Consider the following 19,405-nt stretch of genomic DNA (forward strand, 5'->3'; position numbering starts at 1 on the left):
TAATGCTAAATATCAATGAATGCAAAGCCGGCTTCACTTCCATGCTGGGCCATTAAAACGGGCACTGCCACATTGTAAATCGGTATTCCAGAAGGGGACAGGGCCTTGAATTTTCCGGCATGCGCATGCCCGTGGAAGGCAGCACTTACTTTACGCCGTTGCAAAGGTTCCATTAAATGCGTTGACCCTAAAAAAGGATAAATTTGCTCGGGCTCACCTAAAACGGTTTCAGCAATGGGCGCGTAATGCATTAAGGCAACTTTTTTTATGTCTGCATGTTCTTGTTCGAGGCGCGCCAAAGCTCGATCTAAAAGCAACGATTCGTTTACAGCTTCCTGCACAAAACTTTTCATGGCATCTTCACCAAACATGGATAACATATAACGGTCAAAACCACCGCCAAAGCCCTTTACGCCAGCAAAACCAATATTTTCGATCACGATAGCTTCACCATCCAAGACCGTAATTTTACTGTCTGTCAAAATTTGGCGGATCTGCTTTTGTCGTCCTTTCTCATAGTCGTGATTTCCCAGTACGGCGATGACTGGAACCTTAATGGATTGGAGTTCAGCAACAAGTAATTCTGCTTCTTCTTCATCCCCCGTATCCGTTAGATCACCGCAAAGTAAAAGGACTTTAGCCTTTTCCGAAATCTCCTCAAATTTGGTTTTCCATTTTCCGTGCTGGTTTGCATTCATATGTATATCGCCCAATGCGGCTATGGTTGTCTTCTTGTTCATATTAAACAGTTTTTATTGTGTATGACTTATAATCCCATTCTTTAATATCAATTTCATATTGCGTTTGATCTATCAAGGGTCCCAGACAAACTTTCTCCAAACAAGGAGGCAATTCATATTGATCCGCTGCGCGTTTAATGAGCTCATCAAATAAGTCTTTTGGGAGAATATCGCGATAGTCATGCGGATAAGTAAACTGAAAGATGAGCATTTGAGCCAACAAGAGGTGCCAATGTTGATCCATTCGCATTAGTAAATGGTTCCAGTCCAAACTTTTTCCATATTTTAGCCAAATATGGTTAATATCAGCGCTGTCATGCCGCTCTCTGTTTTGTACATATAGCTTACACCATACTAGCTCTTCTGCTGGTACATAACGTACATCAGCATCAAAAAGAGTACCTTCAGGTGCTCTGTCAAACCAATCCTGCTCAACAGTGCAATTGTGATTAACACTATCGAAAATAATATCAATGAAATAGGGGTCTTTGTAAATCTTGGCGAGCCATCGCACATCTGTCAATTCGGTCTCATAACCATTAGCGGCAAGATGTTTAAGAATTTTTGGGTATTCGCTGCTTTTGCAAAAGATATCCATATCCTTAATAGGCCGTATGATCCCCGTGTAGTGAAACATGGCTAAACCACCGCCCACCATAAATTGAGCTCCGCTATCCTGGAGCAGCCGCAATGTATCCTGAAAGAAGGCGAGACAATCTTCAGGTGGATTATCTAAATGAATCATATCGTTTGCTTTTCTTAAAGACAGTCAATTAAATGCAGTAGTTTGTTGACTGTCGATGAAAACGTATTATCCGCCTGTTGAATAGGTAAAAGTACTCAATTTGAAAAATGAGGGAACAGGGAAGGCTCCTACCGATGTTCTGAGATAAAGTAGGCTATTTTGAAATAAATAAAGAGCACATTGCTTCATGATGAAGATGGGCGTATAACAACGATCTAAACGGTATAAAAATATGGACAGTTTTTTTGGCTCTGGTGAAGACCTGACGATGATACAAATGGGGGCGCGTGCGTTTATGATGTTTATCATCGCACTTTTTTTGGTTCGATTGGGCGGAATTCGAATTCTCGGCCGAAAGTCTGGAGTAGATTTCGTCATCATTATTATGCTAGGTGCGGTATTAGCGCGGGGAATAGTTGGCGCTTCGCCATTCCTGTCAACCGTGTTTGCCGGCTTCGTGATGATTATTGTCAATAAAATCCTAGCCCAGGTATCGGCCAGGCTTCCCTATTTGGGTAATATGGTAAAAGGTAAGCCCGCTGTTTTATACAAGAACGGTAAAATCCAATGGGATCAAATGGACCGGTTGGGGGTAAGCCGTACTGATCTACTGACGAGCTTGCGGTTAGAGACAAATAGTAAGCACCTCGATGAAGTGGATATGGCTTTGATGGAGCCGAATGGGCGAATAAGTTTTATACTCAAGGAAAAGGCATGAATACTTAATAGTTAAGTTTTTATTGAAGTTATATGTACTTAATAATAAAATAAATCTTGCTATGGAAAACAAGAAAAATTATTCTTTTTTTTATCGTAATGGCCTAAGCCTGGTGTTTGCAGCGCTTTTTGTCTTTTCCCTAGGCATGCAATGTTTTACGGGTTGGAAAGTACATAATGAAGAGTTGCTGGAGGCCAATCAGGCACCGCTGGATATCGTTAATTATTTGGGCACAGGACATTTTACATCCGCAACTTTTGAAAATTTTGAGAGTGAATTTCTGCAGATGGCGATGTATGTGATTCTGACGGTGGGATTACGCCAATGGGGCTCTGCTGAATCAAAAAAAATAGGGGAAAAAGTAGAGGTAGACCGTGAACCGCAGCCCGGCCCGAATACCCCTTATCCTGTTAGAAAAGGTGGCTGGCTGTTGAAATTATATAGTTCATCGCTATTCATTTGCTTTGCGCTACTTTTTTTGGGGAGTTGGGTTATGCACTTTTATGGAAGCTGGAGACAGCACAACACCGAACAGCGGCTTGAAGGTTTACCGGTAGATGACGCATGGACGTACCTCATTATGCCTCAATTTTGGTTTGAAACTTTCCAGAACTGGCAAAGTGAATTTTTGTCTGTTTTGGCCATTGTTGTATTCACCATTTTCCTACGTCAAAAAGGATCACCTGAATCAAAGCCCGTTGATGCTCCACATAGCGAAACGGGGAAGGGGTAACGAATAATAATAAAAGTTAAAAACTATGATTAAATATTTGTATTTGGCCATCGCATTCGCAGCTGTGGCAGCAACATCTTGCGATAATAGAACCAAAAGTAGCGAAAAGGAACAGAAAGTAGATACAACAGTCAACCAGAATGGTCTACCATTAGACAATATTCACCGTAGCCGTGGAAAAGATACGACTAAAAATAAGGCTGGGACCGCACAGGAAGCTGTACCATTGGACAATTTGGATCGAACTAAAGCTGAGGATTGAACAGGCAGCATTGAGTAACATGAACACGCGTTTGTCGACGTTTGACCTGTTGCGTACTTCTACGATAGGGAGATATTTTTACTTAAATGCGAACTAAAGAGAACCATTGTTTTTTTTGCACTGTTCACTTTTCGAATAATTTCATACTTAAACTCAAAACATATGAAAAAGATTAGTTTATTGATATTGGCAATCCTTGGACTATGGGGATGCGGCAATAGCAGCAATAAAGGCAATCAGGCAAACGGTAGCTATGATTCCTCCAATACACCCGATGATGGGCAGGTTGGTGTTGGTATAAATGACTCGCTTGGCCGGGACAGCACCGATTCTTTGCAGCGGCAGCCTTCTCCGGCTAAACCCGATTAAACATAAAGACAAATTTAAAACGTAAAAGATTATGGGCCCAATAATTTGCGCCATGCTAAGGCTAAGCTTGGTCATCCAGCTTAGCCTATTTTTTTATACGGTGCACGCACAAAAGGCCGATTCCGTTGAGCGATCGAAGGATTCGGTCAGTATTCTTGATTCGTTGCCGAGTAATCCACTGGCCTCGGCTAGAAACTTTTTGGAACAATGGCGTGAGCAGGTTGATCGTTATTATACTGGATTGGACAGTGTAAAGCGAGGAGTCGCCTGGCAGCGGCCGGATGATGGTCGGCTCGTGCCCAGTCAAGTACAGCAGTATATCAGCCTGGTTAAACCCGCTGTGCATGATCTACAGGGAAAAGTTACGGTGTTGCGCAAGCAAACGGTGCCCCAGGACTCCACGGCCAACTCATGGCGGGCGGTGCAAGATAGTGCCGCAACACTAGAACGTGATATTGAATCGCTCCTGTTGGACATGCAAGACCTTGGCGACAAGGCCGAGCAGCAGCAGAATGTGACTCAGGCAGCGCAAGAAGGAACCTTTTGGTATCACTGGAAAAGTATAATACAAAAGAACCTGGAGCAGGATGGACTATCGCAGCGTTACTACGATAGTGCCTGGGATGGTCGTTTCCTCCTTATCCTACTGAGCCTTATTTATTTTTATTGGCTTTATCAGATGCGCAGACGTGCCATAGGGGCCGAAGAGACATTGCCCTTACATCGCAATCAACCGTGGTGGATTCCTGTCCTCAAGTTTGCGGTCTTTTTCCTTATTCTCCTGCCACTGACTTCCCTTAGAATCCCCGTGATCGTGCTCGAATTGAGCTATCTGCTTATTTTCGGCTTTCTATATCTTTTGATTCGCTCGGAGTTATCCAATCAGCATCTGAAGATGATGCAGTATGTATTTTTTTATTATCTATTGGTACTTGCCAGCAATCTAGTGCTGGATACAGGTTGGATGTCGCGAATTATTGTCATGTTGATCAATTTATCGGGTATTTGCCTGCTTTGGCACCTCGGGCGGAAGGTCGACGGAAAAATACCTTTTGATTATCTGCGCCCCTTTTCACGATGGTTACTGCTAATTATCAGTATGGCCGCCATTATATTTAATCTGTTTGGTTTTCTAAATCTGGCCCGTACATGCAGTATCGCTGGAGCTGTAGGGCTATTGCAAGCATTCTCCCTGCATGCATTCCGCGACATGCTGTCTCATGATTTACTCAACTCTTATGAAAATTCGAAAGAAGACCGTTTTATAAATCGCTTTGATAAGCAGAAGATACTTGCCGCACTCCGTCGTATTATTGGCCTATTTGCGGGTATATTGGTCATTATTATCTGGGCCAACACCTTGCATATCACAAGTGAAATTCGTCGACTTGGGGATCGCTTGTTAAATAATACCCACACCATTGGTGGTGTTAATTATACGTATGGCGATGTGCTTTTAGCATTTGCAGTCATATGGACAGCAAATTGGATACAAAAAAATTTAAAAGACCTTCTTGATCAGCCCGACGCGAAAAAAAATCAGCGCCGAACAGCCTTATTACCACTCGTACGTGTTGTCATTTTTATTGTTGGCTTCCTCATAGGAATACGTATTCTGGGGTTGGGAGTTGACAAGCTGACCGTCATTGTCGGTGCATTAAGTGTGGGGATAGGTTTAGGCCTGCAGAATATTATCAACAATTTTGTTTCAGGTGTGATTTTGGTATTTGAACGTCCGTTTAAAGTGGGGGATTATGTGGAACTTGCTGATAAAAAAGGGCAGGTCATGCAGGTGGGTATCCGATCGAGCACCTTATTAACAGACCAAGGGGCCCAAGTTATTATACCAAATGGAGATCTCCTTTCCGGTCGCCTGGTCAACTGGACGTTCGAAGAATCGGATATCCGTCTGAATCTTCAGTTGACCATCGTTACGGCACGCAGCATCGAAGAGTGGAAAAAGTGGTTGGAAGATACCATTACTAGCTTTAAGGAGATCGACAGAAGCCTGCCCATGAAAATTTTAACAAAGGATATTACGGCGGATGCCTATGTTGTATCAATTCAGGTAGGTTTACAGAACGTGCAACAGATTGAATGGTTTAGGAGTAAGTTTCTTGAGCAAGTTAAAGCCGAAGCCGTATTTCATGATTCAAAAGTTACCTCGGCTTAAACAAAATTAGTTACTTCCCGAACGATAATAGATCCAACCTTGCAACTGTTCTAATTGATTTGATATTTTCAGATCTACGATGGTATTCATTCCGAGTTCTTGGGATAATTTTCCGAATGCATCTAGTTCATGGACTGGGTAGAATATCGCGTGTTCATTGGGCATGTCTACATTTCCCTGTAAAAAACGGTAGCCCTCGGCATGTAGATTATCGATAAAGGTGTCGGTAACAGCCGCTAGGTAATGCATCATTTTATTAATCCAGGTAAGTTCATCTTTAACCCGCATTGGATAGTGTTCATGCACAAAATCGAGGATCAGTTGTTCGCCCTCCATATCCCAGCCGTCGCGAATCATCGCTAGCCCCGTGGAGCGCACTTCTTCCTGATAAAAATCCCGTCCATAGCTCATTTTTATTTCGCCTGCAATAGGGCTTTCTTCAATTTTGGCACGTAGCGCCATTTGTCTATTAAGGAGTTCGTGTATGTAGTCGAATGTCTGTTCCATGTGATGTAAGAAATAGCGAAGGACAGAGCCGTAATGGCTTTGTCCTCCGGAGTGAATGATTGGAAAAAATATGTTGTTATTTTAATGTCGGTTTTGGTACCTTATTCTTGATTGCTGGGGATGGCGCATTTGGTGTAATGGGCATGTCACTTATCGAAGGATCTGAAGGTTGCCAATTTTTAAGCTGATCAAGGTGCTTTTCGAACGCCGGAATTTTATCGGTGGCAAATTTCTTCAGGTCAGCATCTGTAATTGCTGTGCCTGCGCTTGCATCTTTGAAAAGTGAAATTGCATCTCGATGGCTCTTAACCATCAGATCAGTGTAAACGCGGTCAAAATTGGCTGTGTCGGCCTTATTGAGTTGGTCGATCATGGCTTTATAATTTTGATCGTCACTCGTACGCAGCTGCCAATTTTTATTTTTTACAATGGTCGATAGTTCATTTCCTGCAGCGGTATGGTCATCAGTGATCATCTGTGCATATTGTTTGATCGTTGGGTTTTGCGATTTAGCAAGAGCAATGCTTGCCGCCTGCAGTTCGAAATTGTTGCTGGCCGTGGCTTTGCTGGCAAAGTCCAGATCTCCAGACTGTGGCTGAGCGGGATTACTGTCTTGCGCCTGAACGACAACTATACAGGCGAGGGTGGCTAGTAATATTCCCAGGGTTTTTAAAATGATTTTCATGATACTATTATTTAAATGTTAACGATTTTTTCTGTTTCGCGTATTATTTCCCTTTCTTCTATAATTGATGACGATATAGGATGCTAAGAAAATAAAGACGATGCCAATAATGATGGATGTAAACATATGTTCTTCTTTCGTTGTGTTTTCAAGTGAACAGCGGCGAGGAAGGTAGCGTTTGAAAAGAGCCTATTTTGCGTATTTAAAGCAAAAATTGTGGTGCTTACGCAAACATATCGTACTAATTCCCTCGTGGAGGAATAGCGCGACTTCAATTATTTATATGCTCTAGCAGAGACATCTCTCACACCTTTCCAGAAAAAAGAATGCGGCGGCGGTCAAAATCTTTCCGTTGATGTTATGTATGCATTTGCCAAGAGCTATTTTTTTAAAACATTTTTGGCTTGAAAGCTGTTTCGTTCAAAAATCAATCACTAAACGAAAGAAAGAAAACAGATAGCTATGACACAGTTGCTTTTGGTAGATGACCATACGTTAGTACGATCCGGTTTCCAATTAATATTAGAGGCGCAAGAAGATATAACTGTAATTGCGGGGATGGAGAATGGTCAAAAAGCCCTGGAATTTCTCAAGGGAGCCAAACCGGACATCATCCTGACTGATATCCATATGGAGGTAATGGATGGCATTCAGTTTATACAAGAAGTAAAAAAACATTATCCAGCCATAAAAATCATTGTTTTATCTATGGAAGACAATATCCAGATTGTTCAGGAGGTTTTAAATCTTGGCGCTGATGGCTATTTATCGAAAGATTCCAATGTAGAAGAGATTTTATTCGGAATTCAGCAGGTAAAACGTGGGCAACAATATATCAGTGCAGCATTAAGTATTGATTTGATCCGAAACTTATCAAAGTATGCACAGTTGGATATTGATCGTACAGCAATAATGGCACGATACGACATCTCTGAACGCGAACTGTCTGTATTGGAATTGATTGCGGAAGGACATACAAATGCGGAAATAGCTGATCAAATTTTTTTGAGCAAAAGGACCGTGGAGGGCCATCGGCAGCAATTAATTGAAAAAACCGGTTCGAAGAATACGGCGGGACTTGTCCGTTTTGGTTTTCAGAAAAAGTTATTGAGATAGGATAGGGTGCAATGAACCCCGACACTGGAAAAAGAGCGGGGTTCTTCTGTTTTTTTGTCCACGTTATAGGGGTGTTGCATCTAAATCAGAAGGTGTTGTCACCGGTTGCGTAGGCAGCCCTTCCGCATCATTAGCACCCTCGTTTTCATCTCTTTCATCTTCTTCTGGAAATTCATCTTCACCTGCTGAACCAATTTCCTCATCGAAACCGAAATCATCCTGTCGGGGTATTTCAGGTTCTTCTGCATCAACTGCGAAGTCTAATTCTTCATCCGTTTCCAAATCTTCCTGATCAATTTCGGGTTCCTGATCCGGTGTATTTTCCGGTAGTTCTTCTTCATGCTCTTCCGGAATATCGTTCGGTAGATTTTGGGGGCCTGATTGCGCTACAATCGCTAAAGCGAGGATGGCCATACCTGGACGGACATCCTGAACTGTACATTTTTTATTCATACTGCGTTTAATTTATAATCGTTTGTTGATGAACCACTGTTGTTGCCAGATCGTTAACTGTGTTAGTACGCATTGTCATATGATTTGTACGTTAATTATAGCGTTGTTGTTCGCTATCATTTAAATTTTTGAAAAACGTGTTTTTACTTATAAAATGTGGTATATGCGTGATTTGCAGGATTTACACAGTTCTGGCGAACGAAAAGAGTTTGAGAGCTGTTTATTTGACGAACCGCTCGTTTGAGCATAAAAACTTAGTATTATGGCAACAACAACAGCAACAGTAGAAAAAAGTAAAACAAACACAAAATCAGGTAACACAGCAACTTCAAACGCTAATTCAGAAGGAAAAAAAGTACCTGCCGAAGCGGGGGCAGCGAAGGATCTAGCCGAATTATTTGAGGATGGATTAAAGGATATTTATTGGGCAGAAAAAGCGCTGACGAAAGCACTTCCTAAGATGGAGAAAAATGCAAGTTCAGAACAATTAAAATCTGCTATTTCTAAACATCTGGCAGAAACGGAAACACATGTGGATCGCCTAGAGCAATGTTTTGAGCTTATCGGAGTGAAAGCAAAAGCCGAAAAATGCGAAGCTATGGCGGGGCTACTTGAAGAGGCGGAAAGCCTTATGAAAGAAACAGAAGCTGGATCTGTCCGCGATGCAGCAATTATTGCTGCCGCCCAAAAGGTGGAGCATTACGAAATTGCCACGTATGGCACATTGGCGGCTTTTGCGAAAGTGTTAACACATAAGGATGCCTTAAAATTACTACTTGAAACACTGGGTGAAGAAAAGAAATGTGATGAAGATCTTAGCGCGCTGGCCGATACAAATCTCAATTCAAAAGCTGAATAAGTGTACAATAGACCTAGCGTGAACACTATTAAAAAATCAAAAATTTAAGTTATGGCATTAAATACAGGAAACGAAGGTGAAATCACCAAAAAGATAGAAGATCAAACTTCTAAACTACCATCCACCGTATTTTTAGGCGCAGCATTGCTGGCGATGGGTGTATCTGCCGCATTAAAATGCATGTCGAACGATAAAAACGCCCTATTTGTAGGCCAATGGGCTGCACCGTTCCTTCTATTGGGCATCTATAACAAGATTGTGAAAACTGAAGGACATGATTAACGTGCATTTTTTGTAAAAACACATCTGTAGAATAAATATAAGAGGCTCAATTTCTTTGGGCCTTTTCCAAAAACGAAAAAAGCTATGAAGTATTCAGATAATATGGGAAGAAGAGCTGCTATCGGTAAAATAGGTTCTGGAATCTTGGCATTGAGTATCATTGGAAGTCCAGATCGCTCAGCGGGCCAAACCCAAGACAGACCGGTCAATCCGGTTAAAGAATACCCAAAACCGCCGTTCAAGAGCCAGTCTCAACCCTGGCCTGGACTCTGCAGTGAAATGGAGCCCCGGCCGGATCATGGCGAGGATAGTTATAAAGGATCAGGAAGGCTCCAAGGGCGCAAAGCATTGATCACCGGGGGCGATTCGGGAATGGGACGTGCAGCAGCTATCGCTTACGCACGAGAAGGGGCCGACGTTGCCATCAACTATTTGCCCGAGGAAGAGAAAGATGCGAAGGAAGTCATCGCTTTGATAAAAGCGGCGGGCCGAAAGGCAGTCGCTATTCCGGGAGATCTCCGTAAAGAAGAGTTTTGTATTCGGCTGATTGAGGACGCCGTACTTCAACTCGGCGGTCTGGATATTTTGGTCAGCAACGCGGCGCGGCAGCAGACAAAACCATCGATATTGGATATCACCACTGCGGAATTTGATGCCACGATGAAAACCAATATTTATGCACCTTTCTGGCTTATTAAGGCAGCCTTGCCTCATCTTAAACCTGGAGCTGTAATTATCGGTACAACATCGGTACAGGCCGCAGACCCCTCGGAAGATTTGTATGACTACGCACAGACAAAAGCTGCGACCACCAACTATATTCGGTCATTGGCCAAGCAGCTTGGTCCAAAGGGCATACGGGTCAATGGCGTGGCTCCCGGTCCAATTTGGACTGCACTACAGGTGAGTGGTGGTGCTACGCAGGAAAAGCTGGTGAATTTCGGAGGTGATACCCCCATGGGACGTCCGGGGCAACCCGCCGAACTTGCTTCAATCTATGTGCAATTGGCTGCGGCAGACGCAAGTTATGCGAACGGACAAATTTATGGGGCCGCGGGCGGCGGTGGACAGCCCTAAAAATTAGCGATTACAGCATGACAAAAAAAATCCCCTTCAAGGGGATTTTTTTTGTCATCAATAAGCTGAATACTAGTCCGTCGTGTTCGGATTTTTGTCTGCTGAGCGGTTGTGTTTTTCTTTTTGAACCTTTACTTTATAATCATGGTTTTCCTTTGCGGCATCTATAGAGTGTGTGCAGGTGAGATCCCTTTCTTCCAGAGCGAGCTTCGCCACGTGCGCATAAAACTTAGCGAGCTGATCCAATTCCTCTTCACTTAAGTCTTCCAGATTGACCATTCGGTTGCTGGTGCCTTCATGGGACGCTATCAGTTCATTGAGTTTCAGGTGGATTGCTTTGGAATCCTTGTTTTGGGATTTTTGAATGAGAAATACCATTAGAAAAGTAACAATGGTCGTACCTGTATTGATGACCAGTTGCCAGGTTTCAGAATAATTGAATATGGGGCCGCTCACGGCCCAGATGATCACCGTCGAAGTTGCGATAATAAATGCGGCTGAACTACCGGTGGCATGCGTTGCCCAGTTTGAGAATCGTTCAAACAAGTTTTTCTTTTTTCTCATGACACAAATTTTTTTAAGGACGTTCAACTAAGTGGATTTGTTTTCTTGTTGATAAAATCGCAGATGACTTATATGATTTGTCTCAAAGGTTTAACCTGTGTATGCACGATGGAAGTGCGTAGTGGTTGAGATAGGATATAAGCTATGGTACGCGCGATATCTTCGGCATAGAGCATTTCTAAATGATCAATTTTTTCCTGCTGCTCCTCCGGTGAAAAAGGTTGCATATCTGTTCCAACTGATCCAGGTTCAACAAGCGACACCTGGATACCCTTGGGATTGGCTTCCTTCCGTAACGATTCTGTAAATGCTTGAATACCTCCTTTCGAGCAGACATAGACAGAACTCTGCGCTTCGCGTACATCTGCACTCATTGATCCGACATTGAGGATATGTCCTGTTCCGCGGGGTTCCATCCGTAACAACGCGGCTTGGGTACAAGCCAAATAGGCCAGCACATTCGTGCGAAGGAGGTAGGCCTGATCCGAATAACTTCCGTCCTTAACCGACTGAAAGGCTATAGCCGCATTATTGATGAGAATATCCAAACGATCATATTGTTCGTCAAATGTCCTGAAGAGCATGTGTATGCCTTCTTCGGTCGCCAGATCTACTACAATCCCTTCCATCTTACCTGTGCATTCCAATTGATTAAAATCACGGAGCGTATCGTCCAACTGGTTTTGATGATGGCCGCAAATTAAAATATCGTTACCCATCGCGGCTAAAAGTAGGGCGGTCGCCCGGCCAATCCCGGTGGTGCCGCCAGTAATAATTATTTTCTTATTTTTTACCCAACTCGGTAAAATGGAGTTGACGTAATCCTTCGCATTTATTTTCATAATGTATATCGTGTTAAAGGTGCAATGAAGCACTTCGTTATTTCATGAAGGAACAGCCTATTTTATACATTGGTTTGGGGGCGCAAAGGAAGACGTACTTCTTCTTTTTTTTACGTATTTAACCGCTAAAACGAAAGTGGAATAGCATGGTTCTTATCTTGGACGTGTTGTATTTGCAATAAAGCAAAGACTGATTCTTTGAATTTAATATAATGACTATGAAGCGTGACGGAACGAACAAGAGCTTTTGGCAGGATGTTGACATTGAAAATTTTTCGACTGACCCTGCCATTTTAGATTTCCATACCATTGTTGTGGGGGCGGGTATAACTGGTGTAACATTGGCCAAGGAACTTCAGAATAGAGGCATAAAATGCCTACTGTTGGACAAGGAGAATCCAGGGTTTGGCACAACCGGAGGAACCACCGCCCATATCAATAACTTTTATGACGCTTCTTACAATGAGATTATTGAAAATTTTGGAAAGGATCCCGCTCAGCTGCTTCTGAATGCGACGCTTGAGGTCTTAGATTATATAAAAGATAACATTTCCAAATATTCCATACAGTGTGCATATTCGACATGTGACTTTTTTCTCTTTAGCGCAGAATCTGGACAGAACGAGCAGCTTGAGCAAATTTACGCGGCCCATCAGCAATTGGGATTGCCTACCCATTATGTCGAAACCATACCTTTTGATATACCTTTCGAAAAAGCAATATGCATTGAGGGACAAGCACAATTTCATCCCATGAGATATATTGCGGGCATGATCGAAGCCTATCGTCGTGAGGGCGGCGAAATACTGACGGGTCGAGGAATTGAAACCTATAGCAATGAAGATGGAAGGGTCAAATTGAAGCTGAGTGGAAAAGAGGTTTATACGGCAAAGAATATCATTTGGGCTACCCATGTGCCACCAGTCAAAAACAGATTCAATTTTTTACTGGCACCTTATCGAAGTTACGTCCTGACGTTAAAGCTTCATGGGGAACCTGAAGCATTGGGACAAGCTGCGGATCTGTATGATCCCTACCACTATTTTAGGTATCATCGATCTGATAAAGAACATTACCTTATCGTGGGTGGTTTTGATCATAAAACTGGCGACGACCAACAAACAGAGCAACATTTTGCCGACCTAAAACTTTGGGTTGATCAGCATTTCGACTATGATGAACTTACTGCAAGTTGGTCGTCGCAATATTATGATTCAGCCGATGGCTTACCCTTTATCGGCAGTATGCCAAATGAAAATAATGTGTATATAGCCACCGGTTATGGCGGTAATGGAATGACATTTGGATCAATGGCGTCACTTGTGATCCCTGACTTATTGGAAGGAAAGGAGAATCCGCTGGCTGAACTGCTGTCACTAAGCCGCATCAAACCTGTTGCGAGCGCACAGCAGGTATTATCGGAAGGTGTCAATGCTGCAAAACATTTTATCATGGACAAATTTTCGGCTGAATCGCTGAAGGAGGTCGAAAGCTTACAGCCAGCGGAAGGTAAAATTGTTCACTATAGGGAGAGAAAACTGGCTATTTGTCGGGATATGGAAGGGGAGTTGCATGCTGTAAACTCAGTCTGTCCGCATATGGGGTGTACAGTAAGCTGGAACCCATCCGAAATGTCCTGGGACTGTCCTTGTCATGGTTCACGGTTCGGAATGAATGGAAAGCTTTTGAATGGTCCTGCTAGTGTAGATCTTGGTCGTGTCAATTTTGATTAGTGCAACTTTGTTTTGACGCTTTTCTAACATATCTGGGACTTATATTGGCTTGGCGTGATCCCTTTAATTGATTTGAAAATTTTATTGAAGTTTGAAAGGCTGTTGAAGCCACAGGCATAAGCAATGTGTGTGATTTGATGCTTGTTTTCGACAATCAATCTACAGGATTCACTGATGCGAACCTCATTGACAAATTGGACGAAGGTTTTCTGCGTACGGGATTTGAAATAACGGCAAAAGGAGTGTTTTGACATATTAGCGAGCTGCGCAACTTGATCCAATTGAATTTCTCCGGTATAGTTGTTAAATACGAATTTAAAGATGCTGTCAATTTTGCTATTGTCAATAGGGCTATAGTTGTGGGTGTATCCAGCGCTGGAAATGTAATCAAATTCATCTGTCGATAACATCAATTCGATAATCTCTAGTAACAAAATAGTTTTTTCAAAGCCATAATCCAGCTGTACGATCTTTTTTAGCTTTACCTTCAATTGTTCCTTTGTTGCGCCACGGAATAGGAGACCGCGTTTGGAGACTGAATAGAAGGTTTCGACTTTGTGTGTTTGAAAGAAATGCCCTAAAAGTTTAATCATTAATTTAGGTTCTATATACAAGGCTAAAGAACGGGAAGTTTTTGTCTCCGCAATGGTAGAGCCTGCGCAATTTATAGTGTTATTGTGCCAGACATGTGGCAGATCAGGTCCTACAAAAGTAAGTTCATCGGAAACAAAGTTACTCACATTGTCGCCAATAATCCGCTTTCCCTCACTTTCCACAATATAGGTCATCTGGCAGGCGCTATGAAAATGAAATTCGGTTGAGAAGAATGGGCGTTGCACATCTTTGGTCGCAAAAGTGGTGATAGCTGCACCTTCCAAAATTTTGGCGAAAACAGGTTTCATGTGTTTGGTTATTTTTAAATTAAGAACAGGCAATATAGCCTATTTTGCCTTAAAAATAAGTAAACATGTGTAAAATTGTTAATATAGTGGGAGAAATGAGCAATCTAGCAGTAGTCTCCGTCCTGCTAAGCGCGTAATTTAGTAGTACTATACAACTACGTATAATTATACAATAACGCAGAACTTATGTATCCTAAATTGTATCCTTACATCCTTGTGATCGTCTTGGTCGTACTCTGTACAACAGCCTTCCGGTCTACAGAGAGCAGTCGCTCCGTGACTCGCTATGCATCCATAACAGGATTGAAAGCCGAGAAAGTAGCGTATTATAAAAAGCTTCATGCCAAAGTTTGGCCCACAGTACTTCGAAAGATCAAGGCATGTCATATCCGCAATTATTCTATTTTTTTGAAGGAGATAGATGGTCAATTTTTTCTTTTCAGCTATTTTGAATATGCAGGACAAAATTTCAAGCTTGATATGCAAAAAATGGCTTCCGATCCTGAGACACAGCGCTGGTGGAAGGAAACGGATCCTTGTCAGCAACCCTTGGCCGACGCACAGGAGAAAGGGGAGATTTGGTCTGGTAGGACGGAGGTATTCCATACGGACTAAAGAAATAAAATTAATAAACGCTGTAATAACCAATAGAATGTAACCATGAGAAAAAAAATATTATTTAGTTTGGCACTCGCTGTTTTAGGTATACATGTCGGTGCTCAAACAAAGGCTATTGTACCTGTTCCATCGGTACGGCCCAATGCATATCAGCGGGCGCAGATTGACCGAAAATATGGCATGTTCGTTCATTTTGGCATGAATACATTTCATGATCAGGAGTGGACAGACGGATCTAAACCCGCCAGCACATATGCTCCATCAGCAATTGAGGTTAAACAATGGGTTTCGACAGCAAAGGAAGCCGGGATGAAGTACATGATTTTGGTAACGAAACACCACGAGGGTTTTTGTTTATGGGATAGCAAGTATACGGATTATGATGTAGCGAACTCTTCGAACGCAACAAATGTTGTACTGGAGCTGGCTAAAGAATGCACCAAACAGGGAATGCGACTCGGCTTGTATTATTCTTTATGGGACCGAAAGCAGAACCCCAATATTAAAGACAGGTCTGCAGATGCAGCCTATAATCAATATATGTTGAACCAGCTCAATGAGCTGGTGGATATGACCAAAAAGTATACGGATATCGTTGAGCTTTGGCTGGATGGAGGCTGGGAAAAAGAGAATTATCGATGGCCCACGCAGGAGATCTATAATTTAATCAAGAAAAAGGTTCCTGGATGTCAAATTGGTATAAACTGGAGCATCGGATCGCCTGAGAATACGGACAAACACATTGTTTTGCCGAAAGACCAGCAGAATTATTACCCAATACGTTATTTTCCAAGTGACTTTAGGCTAGGCGACCCTTATCTTCCGGTCGATCCTGACCCTAAGCTTTTTATGGCACAGGGGCACACTTACTATATGCCTTTTGAGACAACAGTGGTACTTGGAGAACGCTGGTTCTATAATACCACAGACAAGAAGTATAAGTCTTTGGAAGAGCTTGCGGGGATTTATCGGACGGCAACTGCGCAAGACAATATCCTGATCTTAAACGTTGGTCCCAATCGAATGGGACGCATAAAGGATTCGGATGTTGACATTTTACGCAAATTAAAAGAGAAATTAAAGTTATAATTCAAAATAGATTAACCTAAATACTAAAAATAAGCACGTTAAGATTTTATGATAAAGACGTTTGATATTCAGGATCGAAGATTTCCTTTGGCTACAGGTGCAGGCAGTGATGCGATACACAAAGATCCGATCTATTCTTATGCAGTGACCCGATTGGCCGATGATAAGGGGCGCGTTGGGACAGGTCTGGCTTTTACACTGGGTGCAGGGAACGAGCTGGTCTGTCGTGCCGCAGCTTTTTATGCCGAACGACTGAAAGGGATTCCAATTGAGGATCTTATGGCAGATTTTGGTCAATTGTTTAATAGGTTGAGCAATGAACAGCAGTATCGTTGGTTGGGTCCACATAAAGGGGTTGTTCATTTGGCCTTAGCTTCGGTAACAAATGCCTGTTTTGATCTTTGGGCTAAAACGAGAGGAGTTCCACTTTGGAAATTGTTAACCGAGCTCAGCGCCGAAGAGATTGTCAATACGCTGGATCTTTCCTATTTGGAAGATGAGTTGACAAAGGCGGAGGCCATCAGCTTACTGGAGTCAAATATGGCTACAGGTCATAAAAGAATGGGGATTATTGAAAAGGGCTATGTGGGCTATGATACGTCAGTAGGCTGGTTTAACTATTCTGATGAAAAGGTACGGGAGAATTGTAAGCGTGCTTTAGAAAACGGCTTCTCCGCAATGAAACTCAAAGTGGGCAGTGAAGATCCCTTGCGGGATATTCGTCGTGCGCATATCGTGCGTGAGGTTGCTGGTGATGAAGCTAAAGTAATGCTCGACGCGAATCAGCAATGGACGCTGCCGCAGGCGCTATCCATCTGTCAAGAGCTTAAAGAGATGAACCCGTTTTGGGTAGAGGAGCCGACACACCCGGACGACATTGTTGGTCATAAACGCTTGGCCGAACACATTGCGCCGATAAAAGTTGCCATGGGTGAGCATGTGCCGAACCGCATTTTGTTTAAAAATTATCTTCAAATGGGTGCGACGGGATTTGTACAGGTCGATGCTGTTCGCGTTGGCGGCGTAAGCGAGTTTATATCCGTGAGTCTACTTTGTCGAAAATATAATATCCCTGTTGTACCACATGTTGGGGATATGGGGCAGCTCCATCAGCACCTGGTTTTATTTAACCACATAAGCTTGGGGCATGAGGCTTTGTTTTTGGAGCATATTCCGCATCTAAAGTCTCATTTTGTACATCCAGTGGCTATAGAGAATGGCGTTTATCGTACCCCAATGGATGTGGGAAGCAGTTGTGATTTGTTATAAGTTGACATTATGTTAGGAAATTTAGATTTAGGTATCGCCATCTTTTATATACTGTTGATTTTAGTTGTCGGCGTATTGGCAGGATCGGTGCGATTTAAGAAAGTCAAGGAAACAAGTGCAGAGGGGTATTTTTTGGCTGGAAAGACACTTCGTTGGCCAGCCATTGGACTAGCGCTTTTTGCAACCAATATTTCAACAATCCATCTGGTCAGTTTGGCACAGAGCGGATTCGATACCGGGTTGCTTAATGGTAACTTTGAATGGATGGCGGCCTTTACTTTAATCTTACTGGCGCTTTTTTTTGTGCCATTTTACCTCAAGTCGGGTGTTGCCACCTTGCCCGACTTTCTGGAACGGCGCTATGATCGTGCCAGCAGAGATTGGCTTACGTTTATCTCTATACTATCGGCAATTGTTATTCATATCGCTTTTTCGATGTTGGCCGGAGGGATTGTGCTGCGCACACTTTTTGGATTTAATATGTATTTAAGTATTACAGTAATCTGTGTGATAACTGGAATATATACGATTTTGGGCGGATTGCGTGCTGTTGTGGTGACGGAATCTATCCAGACAATTGTGTTGCTTGCGGGGGCTTTCATTATCAGTTTTGCGGCTTTTGACAAGATGGGCGGTTGGACGCCAATGAAAGCTGTACTGGAACAGGACAATGCCCTTGATCGTCTTTCCATGCTTCGTGGGAGTAACGATGGAAGTGGAATGCCTTGGTATGCCGTTTTGTTTGGCTATCCGATTTTGGGTATTTGGTACTGGTGTGCCGATCAGACCATTGTTCAGCGTGTTTTAGGGGCGAAAGATGAAAACCATGGACGTGTGGGTGCTCTTTTCTGTGGTTTTCTAAAAATCTTGCCTGTTTTTATTTTTGTGCTTCCAGGCCTATTTGCGTATACCTTGTTTAGAACAGGTCAATTGGATTTAAGCAGTCTCGGCGTGGACCATCAAGGGCAGGTCAATTCAAAAGGTATCTATACACTTATGATTACTCAACTTTTGCCTTCCGGATTGATCGGTGTTTTGGTCGCAGCGCTGCTGTCGGGTTTAATGAGCCAGATATCGGGTGCGCTAAATTCGATATCGACCATGGTGAGTTACGATATCTTTAGACAGCGGAAACCTGCCGCTTCCGATGGTCAGTTGATTCGTATTGGGAAAATTGCTGCAGTTATTGCCATGGGATTTTCCTTGGCTCTTTTACCACTATTGGATCGCTATGAGAGTATTTTCTACGGCATAAATGATGTGATAGCACACATTGCGCCACCAATAACCTGCGTATTTCTTTTAGGTGTGTTTTGGAAAGGGGCATCGGCAATAGCTGCAAAACTTACCTTGTGGATAGGTTCTGTTTTGGGGGTTGCCGTATTTTTACTGAACAAGCTGCTGCCTGACTCGTGGATAGGCCAGACTCCATTTATGATGATGGCTTTTTATCTGTTTTTGATCTGTATGGTACTTCAGGTATTATTATCTTATAAGTATCCCGTACAGCACACTGCGCAAAGTCGGGATTTGTACTGGAAGAATCCCATGGACCCACTTCGGGGTAAAGCCTGGTCGGGTATCGGGAGTTACCGCATTTTGTCGACATTGCTACTCGCTATTGTCGTGATTTTATATGTAATTTTCAACTGATTTTTTAATTTGTTCC

Annotated in this window: 22 protein-coding genes; 14 read left to right on the forward strand and 8 right to left on the reverse strand. The window is 42.8% G+C overall.

Annotation, left to right across the window (positions count from 1 at the left end; translation table 11 throughout):
- Window positions 1-5: 5 nt before the first annotated feature.
- Both B4Z90_RS14470 and B4Z90_RS14475 read right to left on the reverse strand, forming a co-directional pair.
- Window positions 6-740: a metallophosphoesterase family protein gene (locus B4Z90_RS14470; RefSeq protein WP_070564402.1), complete on the reverse strand. Its 735-nt coding sequence runs from the start codon at window positions 738-740 to the stop codon at window positions 6-8.
- A 1-nt stretch (window position 741) separates the two neighbouring features.
- Window positions 742-1,485, reverse strand: coding sequence for a nucleotidyltransferase domain-containing protein (locus tag B4Z90_RS14475; RefSeq protein ID WP_070564399.1), 744 nt, complete (start codon window positions 1,483-1,485; stop codon window positions 742-744).
- A 232-nt stretch (window positions 1,486-1,717) separates the two neighbouring features.
- On the opposite strand from B4Z90_RS14475, the gene B4Z90_RS14480 reads away from it, so the two are divergent.
- The 5 genes from B4Z90_RS14480 (at window position 1,718) to B4Z90_RS14500 (ending at window position 5,740) form a co-directional block, all read left to right on the forward strand.
- Window positions 1,718-2,203 carry a DUF421 domain-containing protein gene (locus tag B4Z90_RS14480; protein WP_112374749.1) on the forward strand — a complete coding sequence of 162 codons (486 nt, stop codon included), beginning with the start codon at window positions 1,718-1,720 and terminating at the stop codon, window positions 2,201-2,203.
- Window positions 2,204-2,264: 61 nt separating this feature from the next.
- A complete protein-coding gene (locus B4Z90_RS14485; protein WP_070564393.1) occupies window positions 2,265-2,936 on the forward strand; it encodes a DUF6766 family protein in 672 nt (223 codons plus the stop codon).
- Between the two features lie 25 nt (window positions 2,937-2,961).
- Window positions 2,962-3,198 (forward strand): hypothetical protein, encoded by a 237-nt coding sequence (locus tag B4Z90_RS14490; protein ID WP_070564390.1) that lies wholly within the window; start codon window positions 2,962-2,964, stop codon window positions 3,196-3,198.
- Window positions 3,199-3,360: 162 nt separating this feature from the next.
- On the forward strand, window positions 3,361-3,567 hold the full coding sequence (locus B4Z90_RS14495) for a hypothetical protein (RefSeq protein ID WP_046676320.1): 207 nt from the start codon (window positions 3,361-3,363) through the stop codon (window positions 3,565-3,567).
- A 31-nt stretch (window positions 3,568-3,598) separates the two neighbouring features.
- Window positions 3,599-5,740, forward strand: coding sequence for a mechanosensitive ion channel family protein (locus B4Z90_RS14500; RefSeq protein ID WP_112374750.1), 2,142 nt, complete (start codon window positions 3,599-3,601; stop codon window positions 5,738-5,740).
- Window positions 5,741-5,746: 6 nt separating this feature from the next.
- Here B4Z90_RS14500 and B4Z90_RS14505 read toward each other — a convergent pair whose 3' ends face one another.
- Together B4Z90_RS14505 and B4Z90_RS14510 are read right to left on the reverse strand one after the other, a co-directional pair.
- On the reverse strand, window positions 5,747-6,247 hold the full coding sequence (locus tag B4Z90_RS14505) for a hypothetical protein (protein WP_070564384.1): 501 nt from the start codon (window positions 6,245-6,247) through the stop codon (window positions 5,747-5,749).
- Between the two features lie 76 nt (window positions 6,248-6,323).
- Window positions 6,324-6,932 (reverse strand): DUF4142 domain-containing protein, encoded by a 609-nt coding sequence (locus B4Z90_RS14510; RefSeq protein ID WP_070564381.1) that lies wholly within the window; start codon window positions 6,930-6,932, stop codon window positions 6,324-6,326.
- Window positions 6,933-7,394: 462 nt separating this feature from the next.
- Here B4Z90_RS14510 and B4Z90_RS14515 point away from each other — a divergent pair, with 462 nt between their 5' ends.
- Window positions 7,395-8,048, forward strand: coding sequence for a response regulator transcription factor (locus B4Z90_RS14515; protein ID WP_046676323.1), 654 nt, complete (start codon window positions 7,395-7,397; stop codon window positions 8,046-8,048).
- 63 nt (window positions 8,049-8,111) lie between these two features.
- On the opposite strand, the gene B4Z90_RS14520 is transcribed toward B4Z90_RS14515, so the two are convergent.
- Complete coding sequence (locus B4Z90_RS14520; RefSeq protein WP_112374752.1) at window positions 8,112-8,501, reverse strand: hypothetical protein; 390 nt, start codon at window positions 8,499-8,501, stop codon at window positions 8,112-8,114.
- Window positions 8,502-8,763: 262 nt separating this feature from the next.
- Between B4Z90_RS14520 and B4Z90_RS14525 the strand changes: the two genes are divergently transcribed.
- The 3 genes from B4Z90_RS14525 to B4Z90_RS14535 all read left to right on the forward strand — a co-directional run bounded on the left by B4Z90_RS14525 (window position 8,764) and on the right by B4Z90_RS14535 (window position 10,719).
- Window positions 8,764-9,360: a ferritin-like domain-containing protein gene (locus tag B4Z90_RS14525; protein WP_286802610.1), complete on the forward strand. Its 597-nt coding sequence runs from the start codon at window positions 8,764-8,766 to the stop codon at window positions 9,358-9,360.
- Window positions 9,361-9,411: 51 nt separating this feature from the next.
- A complete protein-coding gene (locus B4Z90_RS14530; protein ID WP_046676326.1) occupies window positions 9,412-9,642 on the forward strand; it encodes a hypothetical protein in 231 nt (76 codons plus the stop codon).
- Between the two features lie 84 nt (window positions 9,643-9,726).
- The gene (locus tag B4Z90_RS14535) at window positions 9,727-10,719 is read left to right on the forward strand and encodes an SDR family oxidoreductase (protein WP_115048624.1); all 993 of its coding nucleotides are present in this window, start codon (window positions 9,727-9,729) and stop codon (window positions 10,717-10,719) included.
- Between the two features lie 72 nt (window positions 10,720-10,791).
- On the opposite strand, the gene B4Z90_RS14540 is transcribed toward B4Z90_RS14535, so the two are convergent.
- Both B4Z90_RS14540 and B4Z90_RS14545 read right to left on the reverse strand, forming a co-directional pair.
- Entirely contained in the window at window positions 10,792-11,283 is a 492-nt protein-coding gene (locus tag B4Z90_RS14540) for a low affinity iron permease family protein (protein WP_070564371.1), read from the reverse strand.
- A 68-nt stretch (window positions 11,284-11,351) separates the two neighbouring features.
- A complete protein-coding gene (locus B4Z90_RS14545; RefSeq protein ID WP_112374754.1) occupies window positions 11,352-12,125 on the reverse strand; it encodes an SDR family oxidoreductase in 774 nt (257 codons plus the stop codon).
- Window positions 12,126-12,337: 212 nt separating this feature from the next.
- On the opposite strand from B4Z90_RS14545, the gene B4Z90_RS14550 reads away from it, so the two are divergent.
- Window positions 12,338-13,858, forward strand: a complete 1,521-nt coding sequence (locus B4Z90_RS14550) for an FAD-dependent oxidoreductase (RefSeq protein WP_286802612.1) — start codon at window positions 12,338-12,340, stop codon at window positions 13,856-13,858.
- A 23-nt stretch (window positions 13,859-13,881) separates the two neighbouring features.
- On the opposite strand, the gene B4Z90_RS14555 is transcribed toward B4Z90_RS14550, so the two are convergent.
- Window positions 13,882-14,760 carry an AraC family transcriptional regulator gene (locus tag B4Z90_RS14555; RefSeq protein ID WP_286802615.1) on the reverse strand — a complete coding sequence of 293 codons (879 nt, stop codon included), beginning with the start codon at window positions 14,758-14,760 and terminating at the stop codon, window positions 13,882-13,884.
- A gap of 186 nt (window positions 14,761-14,946) precedes the next feature.
- Here B4Z90_RS14555 and B4Z90_RS14560 point away from each other — a divergent pair, with 186 nt between their 5' ends.
- Genes B4Z90_RS14560 through B4Z90_RS14575 form a run of 4 tightly spaced genes read left to right on the forward strand, consistent with a single transcriptional unit; the run spans window position 14,947 to window position 19,389 of the window.
- Window positions 14,947-15,375 carry an L-rhamnose mutarotase gene (locus B4Z90_RS14560; RefSeq protein WP_286767553.1) on the forward strand — a complete coding sequence of 143 codons (429 nt, stop codon included), beginning with the start codon at window positions 14,947-14,949 and terminating at the stop codon, window positions 15,373-15,375.
- Between the two features lie 45 nt (window positions 15,376-15,420).
- On the forward strand, window positions 15,421-16,467 hold the full coding sequence (locus tag B4Z90_RS14565) for an alpha-L-fucosidase (RefSeq protein ID WP_286802616.1): 1,047 nt from the start codon (window positions 15,421-15,423) through the stop codon (window positions 16,465-16,467).
- A 48-nt stretch (window positions 16,468-16,515) separates the two neighbouring features.
- Entirely contained in the window at window positions 16,516-17,736 is a 1,221-nt protein-coding gene (locus B4Z90_RS14570) for an enolase C-terminal domain-like protein (protein ID WP_286767550.1), read from the forward strand.
- A gap of 9 nt (window positions 17,737-17,745) precedes the next feature.
- Window positions 17,746-19,389 (forward strand): sodium:solute symporter, encoded by a 1,644-nt coding sequence (locus B4Z90_RS14575; RefSeq protein ID WP_201639221.1) that lies wholly within the window; start codon window positions 17,746-17,748, stop codon window positions 19,387-19,389.
- Window positions 19,390-19,405: the final 16 nt, after the last annotated feature.

Source organism: Sphingobacterium sp. UBA5639 (assembly GCF_002421245.1).
Lineage (GTDB): Bacteria > Bacteroidota > Bacteroidia > Sphingobacteriales > Sphingobacteriaceae > Sphingobacterium > Sphingobacterium multivorum.